Origin of the sequence: Pseudoalteromonas sp. SR44-2, assembly GCF_014163745.1 — a bacterium.
GTDB lineage: Bacteria > Pseudomonadota > Gammaproteobacteria > Enterobacterales > Alteromonadaceae > Pseudoalteromonas > Pseudoalteromonas distincta.
Map to the genome: position 1 here is coordinate 227,168 of NZ_JACJDW010000001.1, position 13,431 is coordinate 240,598.

Consider the following 13,431-nt stretch of genomic DNA (forward strand, 5'->3'; position numbering starts at 1 on the left):
TAAGCTGTAAGCAAGTACTTTAAAACCAACTTAATTTATTTTATTGCGGAGCAAACATGGCAACTACACTTGCATTTGACGTATACGGTACGCTAATAAACACTCACGGCGTACTGTCCTTACTCGACGACATGATTGGCGATAACGCCCAAGCATTTTCAAATACATGGCGCGAAAAGCAATTAGAGTATTCATTTAGACGTGGATTAATGCAAAATTATATTCCTTTCTCGCTATGTACAAAACACGCACTCGATTACGCCTGCTTAGCGCACAAAACCGAGCTAAGTGAAGAGCAAAAGGGGCAACTGCTAGAGCTTTATAAAACGCTTCCTGCGTTCGATGATGTAAAAGCAGGCCTTGAGCAACTAAAAGCAAAAGATTACCGTTTGTTTGCATTTTCAAACGGCGCTGCCGACGCAGTTCATACTTTATTAGAAACCGCTGGCATTAGTGAGCTTTTTGAAGGGGTAGTAAGTGCTGACGACGTTAAAACCTTTAAACCAAACCCAGGCGTTTATAGCCACTTTTTACGCGAAACTAATTCAACAGGAGCAAACACGTGGCTTGTATCAAGTAACCCGTTTGATGTAACCGGTGCTATATCGCACGGTATGCGCGCGGCGTGGATTCAACGATCTAAAGAATCTATTTTTGATCCGTGGGAAATACAGCCAAATAGAATCGCAACCGATTTACTCGATTTAAAAGCAAAATTAGAAAGCGTTAACTAAGCCGTACTTTTATACCCAATTTACAGTTTTAGGTGTAAACCTAGCTGTAAATGGGGTCCACTTTTTAAATTTGTTAGCCACTTATAATATGCCTGTTGTAACTTACCTCTCCTCACTTTTTTAAAATATCACATTATTAAAAACCTAATTAAATAGTATGCGCTTTAAATATTTGCATAACTCATTTATATACATCGGTAGTTTTAAAAGTAATCCCTTATAACTAATTACTTTCCCTTAAGTACGATAATAACCCTATATTTAGTCCTTAATCATTATTGATAATGCAAATTATTGCCATTAAGATCCTTGAACCCAAATAAGCACCAAGGAGCGAAATATGTCACAATTACAAACTGCACAGCTCAGCCCTATCCAAAACCAATCTTTATTTGAGCAAAATGGCCTACCGCCGCAATTTAATCTCGATCAGTTTATTAATTATCAAATAGCGTCGCTGCAGGGGCTTTCGGCTGTACAACAAGCCATGGCTAAAGCGCAAAAGCCGTTTTCTGGTGTGTCGGTTAATACGCTTGCCGCCACTGTTAATAATGTAGATTTAGCCAAACCTCTTGCTGATTTTCCTGCGGTATTAAACGAGCTTAAAAGTGTGTATTTAGATCACGCTGTATATTTTCATCACCCGCGTTATATGGCGCATTTAAATTGCCCTGTTACATACCCTGCAGTTGTAGCAGAGCACATCATTGGCGCAATTAATACCTCGGTAGATACTTGGGATCAAAGCGCTGGCGCGACCCTTATTGAACAAAAACTAATTGATTGGAGCTGTGAAAAGGCAAAATTACCTAGCACTGCTGATGGCGTTTTTACTAGCGGTGGTACGCAATCGAACTTAATGGCAATGCTAGTTGCACGCGAAGTCGCAGTGAGCCGTTATGCACCAAATCACGAAGTAAAACTGCAAGGTTTGCCGGATGTAGCCTCGCGATTTCGTATTTATTGCTCTGAGGTGGCGCATTTTAGTATTCAAAAGGCAGCGGCATTACTGGGCCTTGGTTATAACGCGGTAGTGCCCGTGGCTACAAACAATAAAATGCAAATGGATATGGACGCACTTAACCACGCAATTGCAGATTCTAAAGCTAAGGGCGATTTACCTATCGCTGTGGTAATTACCGCAGGTACAACCGATTTCGGCTCAATTGACCCGATTGAAGAGATAGCAAAACTTGCTAAAAAAGAGCAGCTTTGGTGCCATGTTGATGGCGCATACGGCGGCGGGTTACTAGTAAGCGAGCATCACCGTAGTGCCTTAAACGGTATAGAACAAGTAGATTCAATTACCATTGATTACCATAAATCATTTATGCAGCCGGTTAGCTGTAGTGCTTTTTTATTAAGTGAAAAACGCCACTTTAGCCATATTACCCTTTACGCCGACTATCTAAACCCATTAGCTGAAGCCGGCAATGGCACGCCAAATTTAGTTGATAAAAGCTTACAAACCACACGCCGTTTTGATGCCTTAAAACTTTGGTTAACACTGCGTACTATGGGCGAGGCGCCTCTTGGCCGAGCGTTTGATAAAGTAATTGGGCTTGCTCGTCAAACCCATATTGTGCTTAACGACCACCCTGATTTTGAAGTTATAAATTACCCAGAGCTTAGCGCGCTGGTATTTCGCTTTGCACCAGAGGGGTTAAGAAATAACCCCTATATACTCGACTCCCTAAACCTACATGTTCGCCAAACATTTTTAAATACCGGTGAAGCCATGATTGCGCGCACCAAAATTAACGGCCGTCACTACCTTAAATTTACGTTACTCAATGCGCAGTGCCAATTGAGCGATGTGCGCGCCGTGCTTGAACAAATTAGCACTATTGCGTGGCAAATGTATAAGGAGCAAAAATAATGAGTAACCAACCTTATGATTTTATAGCCATTGGCCTTGGCCCGTTTAATTTATCGTTAGCGTGTTTAAGTGAACCACTAGAAGGCGTTAAAAGCTTATTTTTAGAGCAACGTAGCCAATTTGATTGGCACCCAGGCATGATGCTAGAAGGTGTTACTTTGCAAACGCCGTTTATGTCTGACTTGGTGACCCTTGCCGATCCTACTAGCCAGTACAGTTTTTTAAATTATGCCAAGCTTAATAATCGCTTATACCCATTTTATATTCGCGAGAGCTTTTTTTTACTGCGTAAAGAATACAACCTATATTGCCAATGGGTGTGCTCGCAGTTGAGTAACGTAAGCTTTGAGCAAAGTGTAACTAAGGTTGAATTTTGCCAGCAAACTCAGTGCTATACCGTTACCTGTAATACCCCAAATGGGGAGCAACACTATGTTACGCGCCACATAGTGCTTGGCACCGGCCCTGCCCCATATATTCCTGATTGTGCAGTGCAAAGTAATTCTAATAACGTAATGCACAGTAGCGACTTTTGCCACCGCCTTGATGAGCTAAAATCCGCTAAACGAGTTACGGTTGTAGGAGCTGGGCAAAGTGCCGCCGAAATTTATCACACCTTATTACAACAAGCCGTGCCGCAAGGTTTGCAACTAGATTGGATAGCTCGCTCGCCGCGTTATTTTCCGCTGGAGTACACCAAACTCACTCTTGAGATGACCTCACCTGAATATGTTGATTACTTTTATAATTTAAAAACTGAGCAACGAGATTGGCTTAACCAAAATCAAAAAAACTTATTTAAAGGCATAAATGGCGATTTAATTAACGGCATTTTTGACACCCTTTACGCGCAAAGCTTAGATGGGCCCATTTCTACCACATTTAAAACGAACAGCAAACTGACTAATACGCGTAAGAGTGCTGGGCGTTTAGTGACTGAGTTTTACCATCAAGAGCTAAATGAAGCCTTTGAAATAAAAACCGATTACTTAATTTGTGCCACGGGCTTTAAATACAAGCGCCCCACTTTTTTAAACCCCATTGCACAGCAGCTCCCAGAAGATGAACAAGGCCGCTATATAGTAAGCCGTGAATACGCAATAGATACCGACCAAAAACGTATATTTGTACAAAATGCAGAGCAGCACACCCATGGTTTTGTAACCCCCGATTTAGGCATGGCGTGTTATCGCAACAGTATAATTTTGCGCGAAATACTTGGTTATGCGCCGTATCAGGTTGAGCAAAAAATTGCATTTCAGTGCTTTGATTTAAGCGATGTAGAAACTCATTCACAGCAAAAGAGTAATGCCGCATGAGTTTACGTTTAGCGCTTATTTTGCTTACGGTTATTTCGGTGGTGTGCGATACCTTATTACTACCGTTTTATCCGCAATTTTTTGCCAGCGAATTTTCTGTAAATAACCCCACGCTTATCGGGGTGTTTGTAGCTAATTGTTGTATTACCGTTATGCTCGCACTGCCGCTGTGGGCAAAGGTTGCCAAAAAATATCACGAACTGGCTCTTTGGCTTGTAACCCAAGTAATTGCCGCATGCTTTGGTTTGCTTTGTTATTTTGCAACTAACGTGTGGGAATTTTGGTTTTATTACCAGTTTATGTTGGTGCTTAAAGCCAGCTACCTGCTTATCTACCCGTTTGCACTGCGTTTAGAGCAGCAAAGTAAGCACCTTTCTATTATTGGCTTGTTTTCGGTACTTATGCACTTTGGGGCTATTGGTGGCGCGTTAGTGGGTGGTTACTTTTTTAGTCTAAACGAACCGCGTTATGCACTGTTATTAAGTGCTGCGGGCGATGTAATACAAGTGTTGCTATGTGCCTATTTAATGGTGAGCTTAAAGCTAGGTATTTATCAGCACGCTATTGAAAGCGAAAAACCGCGTACTCGCACACCGTACTTTATATGGCAATTTTGCTTTATAAGCGTGGTGGTTTATTTTAGCGCGTTTTTAATTAGGCCATTTTTTACGACCCATTGGCAAGGAATGAGCGTGCAAAGCAGTGCGTTTGTAAGTGCGCTTGTGTACGCCATTCCTGCTTTTTCAGCCCTACTAATGCTGTTGTTTAACCACTTTAGGCAGCACTTACCTGTTCCTACGCTTAGCCGAACTAGTACGTTTGCGTGCGCGCTTATTTTTGGCGCTATTGGGCTTTATTTACAGGCGCAAGAGTCGGTGTGGCTAGTTGTCGGCTCTCGCGTTTTATACGGTATAGCGCTGTTTCAAGTCATGGTTTTATTAGAAGTGATGTTATTTGCTAAAAGCGAGCCTGCTCAATACGGCAGTGACTTTGCCAAAGTGCATATTGCGCAAAATATTGGCGTTATTTTAGCGTCGTTATTAGTGGGTATGAGTGTGGAATATTTTAATACCACCGTGCCTTTTTACTTTGCAGCCATTGGCTTTGCAAGCCTTGGCGCTATTTTGCTATGGCGCGTTAAATTTGTTGGCCACACTGCACACACAGCCACTTAATAATTAAACGTTTTAGGAGTTTTTATGAATTTTTCATCTTTTGTAACCACACTACAGCACACAGGTAATGTAACTATGCGGTTACTGCAGCAAAGCGACATGCCTATTATTTGCCAGTGGCTTACTCTTCCTTATGCGCATTTTTGGGGTATGAGTAAACAAGCCCCTGAGCAAATGTGTAGCGCCTACCAAGATATAATAAACAACCCGCATCATCATGCGTATGTTATTGAGCAAAATAATGAGCTACTTGCCCTTGTTGAGCTTTACAGCCCAATGCACGACAAACTACTCGCAGCTGCATATGAGGTAATGCCAAACGATACGGGCATGCATATTTTACTTGCCCCAAATACACAGCCTAAACGCCATTTTAGTTTTGAAATAATGCAGTGCGTATTGCACAGTATTTTTATCCATAACGATAATGCGCGGGTAGTGGTAGAGCCCGATATTGCCAACAGTAAAATTCATACCTTAAATAAGCGTTTAGGCTTTGTGCATACTAAGCAAATAACCCTTGGTGATAAAAACGCATATCTTGGGTTTTGTAATAAAGCCGCGTTTGAAACGCATGTAAATTTACATCACAAAACCCAATCGCATATAAATTCTGACTATGTAAAGTTTGATCACTGGCAGTGGGCAAACAGGCACTTACAAAGTAAAGCCATTAGCGAGTTTGTACACGAGCGCTTATTGGTTGCTGAGCAAACCCCACACGGTTTTAAAGTCAATATTGAAGGGGGTTACTTTATATTTAATGGCCGCGCTATGGCGCTTAACCACATAGATATAAACGAGCCAAGCTTATGTTTTTATAACCTTAACAATGAGCAAGTAGCGCTTGATGTACTGCACTTTTTTAGTGTGCAAGGCCCTGCGCTGGGTTTAACTGGCGAGCGTTTAGCCACCTACCTTGAAGAGCTTAATGCCACACTTGCCAGCGCCTGTTATAAACGCGAAAACAACACGCTTAGCGCAGCCGAACTTGCGAAATTAGGGCTGCAACAAATAGAGGCTGCAATGAGCGAAGGCCACCCTGCATTTGTGGCTAATAATGGCCGAATCGGTTTTAGCAAAAGCGACTTTTTACGCTATGCGCCAGAAGTGGGTAAACCGTTTAAAGTGCTGTGGTTAGCGGCGCACAAAACAGTATGTGATTTTGCTTATAGTGAATACTTTAGTGACTACCCAAGCCATATTAGTGGCGAGCTTGATTTAACTACCCTTGATGCATTTAACAAAGCGCTAAAAGCGCAAAACCTAAACCCCGACGACTACCTATTTATGCCGGCCCATCCGTGGCAGTACCAACATAAATTAAGTGTGGTCTTTGCCAACGAGTTTGCCAATAACCGCTTAGTGTATTTAGGAGAAGGCGACGATTTATATCAAGCGCAACAATCCATTCGCACGTTATATAACTGCTCACACCCGAATAAACCTTATTTAAAAGTGGCGCTGTCTATTTTAAATATGGGCTTTATGCGTGGGCTTTCACGCGCTTATATGGCGGTAACCCCGGCTATAAATGATTGGGTGTTTAATAAAGTAAACCACGACCCAACACTTAGCGCGTGTAACTTTACAGCACTTAGAGAGTACGCCACTTTAGGATATGCGCATCACACCTTTGAGCAAAGCGCATTGGGCTATACGCCGTACCGTAAAATGTTTGCGTGTTTATGGCGCGAAAACCCAAACCATAATTTACAAAATAATGAGCAGCTCACCACCATGGCCGCATTGCTGCACCTAGATAACAGCGGTAAAAGTATGGCAGGTGCATTAATAGATCAAAGTGGTTTAAGTACACACGCTTGGCTACAAAGCTATTTTAATGCCTACCTTATTCCTTTAGTGCATTGTTTTTATGCCCACAAATTAGTGTTTATGCCCCACGGCGAAAACCTCATTTTAAAGCTTAAAAATTCAGTACCTGTGGGCGCTTACATGAAAGACATAGGCGAAGAAGTTGCACTGCTTAATAGCACTGAACCTCTACCTGATGAGGTTTCGCGTATTCATATTACTATGCCTAAAGAGCTTGAGCTATTGAGCATATTTACCGATGTATTTGACTGCTTTTTTAGATACCTAGTCGCTATTTTAGTAAGAGAAGAGCGTATTACCGAGCACGATTTTTGGCACGGCGTTGCGCAAAGTGTAAACGCGTATCAACAAGCAAACCCGGCCTTAAATGAGCGCTTTAAAGAGTATGACTTTTTTAGTGATGAATTTGCACACTCTTGCTTAAACCGCTTACAGCTTAGCAATAATAAGCAAATGGTTGATTTAACCGACCCAGCAGGCAGCTTACAGTTTGCCGGAAGTTTAGATAACCCGGTATCGGCAAAGCTGTATGGCTAAGCCTCACACCCTTTCGCACTTTTTGTTTTGCCCAAATGAGCCGGTTGCTGCGGCTCATCCAAGCTTAAATTTGATGTATGTATTGGCTTATCATTGCAAGGCGCATTACCCCCATGCGCCTACGCAATTTATTAGCCGGCATTTATATTTGCAGCTTTGTTGGCAAACTATTTATGCCTATTGTTATTGGCATACGTGCAAACGCAATGCGCACCATCCAATGCAGTTACAGCTCAAAATGAGCGGCGCGTATAGCCGAGGGTTTACCCTTAGAGGCGCGCCTTTATTAAGTCAAGCTGAGCAAAATAATGCACTAATTGAATTTGTAAGCAGTGTAGGTAAGTGGATAAATACCGATTATGCGCTGGGTAAAAAAGAGCAAGGCCGGTTGTTAATCGACACCATTAACAGTGCATTTGAGCGTGCTCATAGCTTAAATTTAGCAAGCGCTGATCACACTACACATTGCCATCAACAGCTACACAATTTAATCAGCAATCACTTTAATTTAAACACTCCATTTAAATTAACGGCCGAGCGCTTAACGTGCTGTCGTTATTATTTAGCAGGTTACAAAAAATGCAAAACCTGCCCAAAAAAGGATATTAATACCAATGAACACACGCCTTAAAACGATTGACCTTGCCCGAGGTGCGAGCGTTTTTATTATGATTTTAGTACACACTTTATGGATGTACTCGAGCAAGGAGCTTCAAAGTGAGAGCCTATTTGGTGCTGTTATTCATATACTTGGCAAAGGCACAGCCTCGTTTTTGGTGGCAATGGGGCTATCTATGGCACTTTCGCGTAGGCAAACACCCATGTTATTAATTAAGCGTGGCATACAGCTTTTACTACTTGCGTATCTAATGAATGCGGCAAAGTTTTGGCTACCCATTGAGGTATTTTACACCATGCCCGAGGCATTTATAAATGCGTACGGCTGGCAAAGTCCGCTCAGTGCGGGGCAATTACAATTTATGGTGCTTACAGGTGATATTTTACAACTTGCCGGGGTTAGCTTATTGCTATTTGGGGCGCTTAATATTGCCCGTTGGAAAACCGAATGGATTGCTTTTTTAGCCGTTGCTATTGCACTTATAAGCCAGTTTGTAAGGGGGCAACAGTTTGCGCTTTCGCCGTATATTAGTGATTTGTTTTTTGCTAATAACTACCAAGTTTATTTTCCGGTATTTCCGTGGATAAGCGCTATATTAACCGGCTACGTGCTTGGTCGTTTGTATATAAATAGCCAGCATAATGCAGCATACTTATTTAGTGTGTGTGCAAAGTTAGGTGCTGCATTATTGATTATTGGTACAGCGTGGCTTATTGCTGATTTTAAGGGGCAGTTTGGTAATTTTTTCCATTTAAATGGCGGCGGTATTATTTATTTAGTTGGTATAAATTTATGTGCTTTAGCTTTTATAGAATACACCATCGCTAATAAATTTAATGGCCCTATTACCCGCGCTCTTTTGTATGCGAGCAAACATGTAACTGCTTTGTATGTTATTCAATGGGTGCTAATTTGCTGGCTTATGGGTGTGTTTGGTTATCATACGCAGTCGCTTTTACCAACGTTGTGCCTAATGGCGCTTATGAGTTTACTCACTTTTGCAGTACACAAAATGTATTTGCAAATAAAGCTCACCCTACATGGTTTTAAGCAAAAACCTAAACGTGCAGCGTAAACTGTAAAGGGGCTTTACGGGCGCAGTTACACGCGCCCTAGCCTGCTTTTATTGCTTCAATTACGGTATTCATGCGCTTTGCCATTGGCCTATTTCGGTGATGGCACACATAAATATTTTCGCTAATCGGATTAGCTAAGTGGTGCGTTTTAATAAGCGCAGGTTTATTAAATGCGCTAACAGCATGCGCAGGTAAAACCGTAAAACCTAGCCCTAAACTTACCGGCTCCAGTATTAAACTTATCTGGTTAGAAAACCCCGTGCGTTTAATTTGATCAACATGTTCAAACTCATTGTAGTTTTCGCTCAGTAATAGCTGCGCGTGGTGTTTTGCATCGGGGTGGCCAATAAAGCCAAGCTCACATAAAACCTCCCACGTTGGTTTTTTAATATGTGCAGGGGTAACAAGTAAAAGCGCTTCTTTACCAATTTTATGGCTGGTAACTTCGCTAAGCGTCGGAGCTTGAGTTAAAAAGCCTATGTCGGCACTGTGGTTTGCCACAGCTTGCTCTACACTTGTATTGGGTGCAAAGCGATAATCAATATTAAGCTCGATATGCTTTGCCTGCAGCGCTAATAATTGGCTATAAAATTGTAACCCACAACTACCAGGCGATTGTATTTTTACCAAGCCGCTGTATGGTGAGTCATCTTTTAATTGTTGTTCTAAAAATTGCCATTCCTTTAATAACAAGCTGCCTTGTTGATACAAATTTTGCCCATGTACGGTAAGGGTAAATTGTTTGCCGTGGCGCTCCAATAGCGCACAGTTTACTTGCTGCTCTAGCTTTTTAATGTGCTGGCTTACACCAGATTGGGTCATAAAAAGGCGCTCGGCGGTTTGAGTAAAATGATTTACCTCAACCAAAGTACAAAACGTGTTTAACCATGTTGGATTTATCATTACAAAACGTACTCAAAATGATGATTAATGATAATTTTACTTAATATTGTTCAATTCGTAAACTAACTCCATCAACTAGCCACAAGATAAGTCACAAGTTAAAGAGGAAGCATTATGAGTCATACATATCCACGTAGTTTTTCGCACATTGGTATTTCGGTTCCCGACGTTGAAAAAGCAGTCGAGTTTTACACTAAGGTGATGGGCTGGTACACCATAATGGAACCCACTTTAATTACCGAAGACAAAAGCCCAATTGGCGAAATGTGCACAGAAGTATTTGGCGAAAAGTGGGAAAAATTCAAAATAGCGCACCTATCTACAGGGGATCGTATTGGTGTCGAAATTTTCGAATTTAAAAACCAAGAAAACCCAAAAGACAATTTTGAATACTGGAAAACAGGTATATTTCATTTTTGTGTTCAAGACCCTGATGTAGAAGGTTTAGCTGAGCGTATTGTAGAAGCTGGCGGTAAAAAACGTATGGAAGCCCCTCGTTATTACTACCCGGGTGAAAAGCCGTACCGCATGATCTACATGGAAGACCCGTTTGGTAACATCCTTGAGATTTACAGCCACAGCTACGAGCTTATTTACAGCGCAGGGGCTTACTAAAAGCACTTAGCTTAAAAAAGCATTTAGCTAAAAACAAAGGCCGCAGTATTTATTACTACGGCCTTGTTGTTTCAGTTAAAGAGTTTTTAAATACACTTCACCATCTTCTTATTCTCTATAACTTGTTTTTGCTTAGCTTGTGCAGCATGTTTTGCCCTGAGTTGAAAATATTATCAACCTCCAGAAAAGCACTACCAATCGAACTGTGTCCTAGTGAATTTATGAACGACATAACACATATATCAGGAAATTTTTCTCTTATCCACAAACAGGCTAAATGTCAGTACCGCTGAGATTTAAAAACAAAATATTACGCTTAATGTAAATAATATAAAGTTTTCATTTTTTGATATAGCTCCTCCTTTAAGGAGTATTTCACCGCTATTAAGTGCATCTATTCCTATATAGATCATCAACGGAATTACAAAAAATGCATTGCTGAGCTTAATAAGTAAGTCCTTTGATGAAAGACTTACTAATTGAGAAGCATTATGCTCTTCCTCTTCTCTATTTAATAGTTCGGCTTTTAATAGCTCAAAGCGTTCAGGGTACAAAGCCCTATCAATAGACTTGATAGCTTCTTGCAATTCAGTAATAGAATATTCTGAATAATTTGGTTCCATCTATTAAACCTTCTCCAGTGCCTAGCGGCTGTGTAAGCGTTAGTCTTTGATACTTATTAGAAAAATGATTTTAAAGTGTAGCCACATTGAACTAACTCTTTTGCTACTTGGTTTTTCCATGCACCAGGATCATCAATAGTGACATACAAAACACCACTTATATCATTTGGAGTTTCAAGAGCCCCTTTAACTAAAGGGCAGACATTTTCTCGACCAAGCTTCGCAATAAGGTAACCATGTTCAAACACTACATTTTGTCGTGCTCTATTTTTTGGAGGGTTTGGCTCTGTTATAGCTCTCCCTAAATCACATGGAGTATATAAAACAAGAGCAAAATCAGCATCATTTGAATAATGTTCAATTTTTTCAATAATTGTCATTCCTGCGTTAGCTTGCTCATGCAGGATAATAGCTTCTAAACCAAGTTGCTCGACAAAGCGACTTACTTCTTGTTTTACTTCGTTGTTATGTCCATGAACAATAAACACTTTCCGTTTGTTACGAGGAACTTCTTTAGCTGGAGGCACTGGTGTATTTGTAGTAGTTGGCATTATTCCCTGAGTTGGTTGCCCGAACTCCAATTGATCTAATATTGGTGTGAACTCACCAGATAAATACGTACGTCTTTCGGCGTAACTACTAAATTTTGGCTGAATAAACCCCCAAAATGAATCTAAATTACGGTGCTGTCGTAACCACTGAGGAAGCATTGGTGCTAGATTAGAACTACTCAGCAATTCAGAGCGTAATGCTTCAAATTCACCTGAGTCAGATGCAAGTCCAGTTGCTCTTGCAGTGAGCAAATTCAAAAGGTAGCTAACCTTATCGAAATCCGTTTCTAAAAATTCAATACTCAATTAGATCTCCTATAATTCAATCTAGAACTTAAAAGCACAACAATTTTGCGTATATTCCTGCGGTTGTCACGCTCATTTTCTACTTTACACAGTTTTAACAAATTACCTAAGATATTGCTATCAAAAGCTATTTAATATCTACAAGCAAAGTTAAGGCATATAAATGCGTACTTCGCTCATTTCCTTGATTATGTAAGTAAGCAGCAGGTTGGCTGGCTTAATAGGTATTACAAGTATATGATATTGATAATTATTTGTATTAACGAGTTTTGAAAGGTGTGTATGAAAAAGTCTATGTTAACTCTGGCGTTAGTTACGAGTTTGAGTGGTTGTAGCACAACAACTGTGCCGCCTGATAAAAGCTCATCGCTTTATTACACTGCGCTTTATAATGCACAAGCAAAGCCTGTTAGCTCTGTATTATTAGAGCCCACGCTATTAAATGCCGATGTGGTTTTAGTAGGTGAATGGCATACGCACCCGGGTGTGCATTTATTTCAGGCTGAGTTATTTGAGCAATTAAGCAAAAGTAATAAACGCACTGCCCTGTCGCTTGAACAATTTAGCCGCGCGGATCAGCCTATTTTAAACCAGTATGTTAAAGGTGAAATTGGTGAGCAATACTTAATTGACAACACCCAAGCGTGGCCTAACTACAAAAGTGATTACCGTGCGCTGGTAGAGCTGGCAAAAACGAACAATAGCGATGTAATCGCTGCCAATGCCCCTAAAAATATAGTCACCTGTATTGGCAGGCAAGGCATAAGTTACCTAAATAAACTTGATGAAACACAGCAGAGCTATATTGCAGCCGCTATTGATACGTCCCCCAGTGATTATAAACAACGCTTTATGACCTCAATGCACCACGGCTCGCCGAGTCAAAACGAAAACTATTATGCAGCGCAAGTTACGTGGGATGAAACCATGGCAGAATCTATTGTTAACTATTTAAATAATCATAAAGATGCGCAAGTAATGCATATAGCGGGCGATTTTCATGTAAAAAATGGCGAAGGTATAGCGCGCGTTATTAAGCGTTTAGCGCCAGAGCTAAATGTTGTGTGGATATCGCCGGTAACGAATGTGCAAGCTAATCAAAGTGGGTATCAGTTGCAGGTTAACCCTTTGCCAACCCGTTATGTACAAAAAGAACATCAGCAAGCCGCTTTTAAAGCGTTAGGCAAGCGAGGCGAGCAAACAGCTTGCTTATAAAATAAGACATAGTTGCTGAACCTCTTAACCAGGGCTCAGGTTA

12 protein-coding genes are annotated in these 13,431 nt (G+C 41.0%); 9 read left to right on the forward strand and 3 right to left on the reverse strand.

Features of this window, described 5'->3' with window-relative positions:
• The first annotated feature begins 56 nt into the window (after positions 1-56).
• From H5115_RS00910 to H5115_RS00940, 7 genes are all read left to right on the forward strand, one after another.
• Complete coding sequence (locus H5115_RS00910) at positions 57-734, forward strand: haloacid dehalogenase type II (protein ID WP_182753129.1); 678 nt, start codon at positions 57-59, stop codon at positions 732-734.
• A 340-nt stretch (positions 735-1,074) separates the two neighbouring features.
• The gene (locus tag H5115_RS00915) at positions 1,075-2,613 is read left to right on the forward strand and encodes an aspartate aminotransferase family protein (RefSeq protein WP_182753131.1); all 1,539 of its coding nucleotides are present in this window, start codon (positions 1,075-1,077) and stop codon (positions 2,611-2,613) included.
• Positions 2,613-3,932, forward strand: coding sequence for a lysine N(6)-hydroxylase/L-ornithine N(5)-oxygenase family protein (locus tag H5115_RS00920; protein ID WP_182753133.1), 1,320 nt, complete (start codon positions 2,613-2,615; stop codon positions 3,930-3,932). Before H5115_RS00915 ends, H5115_RS00920 begins: the two co-directional genes overlap by 1 nt.
• Positions 3,929-5,107 (forward strand): MFS transporter, encoded by a 1,179-nt coding sequence (locus H5115_RS00925; RefSeq protein ID WP_182753135.1) that lies wholly within the window; start codon positions 3,929-3,931, stop codon positions 5,105-5,107. The genes H5115_RS00920 and H5115_RS00925 overlap by 4 nt, the downstream gene beginning before the upstream one ends.
• 24 nt (positions 5,108-5,131) lie before the next feature.
• Positions 5,132-7,480, forward strand: a complete 2,349-nt coding sequence (locus H5115_RS00930) for a GNAT family N-acetyltransferase (protein ID WP_182753137.1) — start codon at positions 5,132-5,134, stop codon at positions 7,478-7,480.
• On the forward strand, positions 7,473-8,111 hold the full coding sequence (locus tag H5115_RS00935) for a hypothetical protein (RefSeq protein WP_182753138.1): 639 nt from the start codon (positions 7,473-7,475) through the stop codon (positions 8,109-8,111). Before H5115_RS00930 ends, H5115_RS00935 begins: the two co-directional genes overlap by 8 nt.
• Positions 8,095-9,174, forward strand: a complete 1,080-nt coding sequence (locus tag H5115_RS00940; RefSeq protein ID WP_182753140.1) for a heparan-alpha-glucosaminide N-acetyltransferase domain-containing protein — start codon at positions 8,095-8,097, stop codon at positions 9,172-9,174. The genes H5115_RS00935 and H5115_RS00940 overlap by 17 nt, the downstream gene beginning before the upstream one ends.
• A 37-nt stretch (positions 9,175-9,211) precedes the next feature.
• Here the strand turns inward: H5115_RS00940 and H5115_RS00945 are convergent, their stop codons facing one another.
• Positions 9,212-10,078 (reverse strand): LysR family transcriptional regulator, encoded by an 867-nt coding sequence (locus H5115_RS00945; protein WP_182753142.1) that lies wholly within the window; start codon positions 10,076-10,078, stop codon positions 9,212-9,214.
• 114 nt (positions 10,079-10,192) lie between these two features.
• On the opposite strand from H5115_RS00945, the gene H5115_RS00950 reads away from it, so the two are divergent.
• Positions 10,193-10,693, forward strand: a complete 501-nt coding sequence (locus H5115_RS00950) for a lactoylglutathione lyase family protein (RefSeq protein WP_002959229.1) — start codon at positions 10,193-10,195, stop codon at positions 10,691-10,693.
• Positions 10,694-10,989: 296 nt separating this feature from the next.
• On the opposite strand, the gene H5115_RS00955 is transcribed toward H5115_RS00950, so the two are convergent.
• Positions 10,990-11,316, reverse strand: coding sequence for a hypothetical protein (locus H5115_RS00955; RefSeq protein WP_182753144.1), 327 nt, complete (start codon positions 11,314-11,316; stop codon positions 10,990-10,992).
• Positions 11,317-11,372: 56 nt separating this feature from the next.
• On the reverse strand, positions 11,373-12,173 hold the full coding sequence (locus H5115_RS00960; protein ID WP_182753146.1) for a TIR domain-containing protein: 801 nt from the start codon (positions 12,171-12,173) through the stop codon (positions 11,373-11,375).
• Between the two features lie 282 nt (positions 12,174-12,455).
• On the opposite strand from H5115_RS00960, the gene H5115_RS00965 reads away from it, so the two are divergent.
• The gene (locus H5115_RS00965) at positions 12,456-13,388 is read left to right on the forward strand and encodes a ChaN family lipoprotein (protein ID WP_182753148.1); all 933 of its coding nucleotides are present in this window, start codon (positions 12,456-12,458) and stop codon (positions 13,386-13,388) included.
• Positions 13,389-13,431 lie beyond the last annotated feature (43 nt).

Excerpts from the sequence above, each read along its gene's own strand:
- H5115_RS00910 (WP_182753129.1), top strand. The coding sequence starts at position 57 with ATGGCAACTACACTTGCATTTGACGTATACGGTACGCTAATAAACACT.
- H5115_RS00915 (WP_182753131.1), top strand. The coding sequence starts at position 1,075 with ATGTCACAATTACAAACTGCACAGCTCAGCCCTATCCAAAACCAATCT.
- H5115_RS00920 (WP_182753133.1), top strand. The coding sequence starts at position 2,613 with ATGAGTAACCAACCTTATGATTTTATAGCCATTGGCCTTGGCCCGTTT.
- H5115_RS00925 (WP_182753135.1), top strand. The coding sequence starts at position 3,929 with ATGAGTTTACGTTTAGCGCTTATTTTGCTTACGGTTATTTCGGTGGTG.
- H5115_RS00930 (WP_182753137.1), top strand. The coding sequence starts at position 5,132 with ATGAATTTTTCATCTTTTGTAACCACACTACAGCACACAGGTAATGTA.
- H5115_RS00935 (WP_182753138.1), top strand. The coding sequence starts at position 7,473 with ATGGCTAAGCCTCACACCCTTTCGCACTTTTTGTTTTGCCCAAATGAG.
- H5115_RS00940 (WP_182753140.1), top strand. The coding sequence starts at position 8,095 with ATGAACACACGCCTTAAAACGATTGACCTTGCCCGAGGTGCGAGCGTT.
- H5115_RS00945 (WP_182753142.1), bottom strand. The coding sequence starts at position 10,078 with ATGATAAATCCAACATGGTTAAACACGTTTTGTACTTTGGTTGAGGTA.
- H5115_RS00950 (WP_002959229.1), top strand. The coding sequence starts at position 10,193 with ATGAGTCATACATATCCACGTAGTTTTTCGCACATTGGTATTTCGGTT.
- H5115_RS00955 (WP_182753144.1), bottom strand. The coding sequence starts at position 11,316 with ATGGAACCAAATTATTCAGAATATTCTATTACTGAATTGCAAGAAGCT.
- H5115_RS00965 (WP_182753148.1), top strand. The coding sequence starts at position 12,456 with ATGAAAAAGTCTATGTTAACTCTGGCGTTAGTTACGAGTTTGAGTGGT.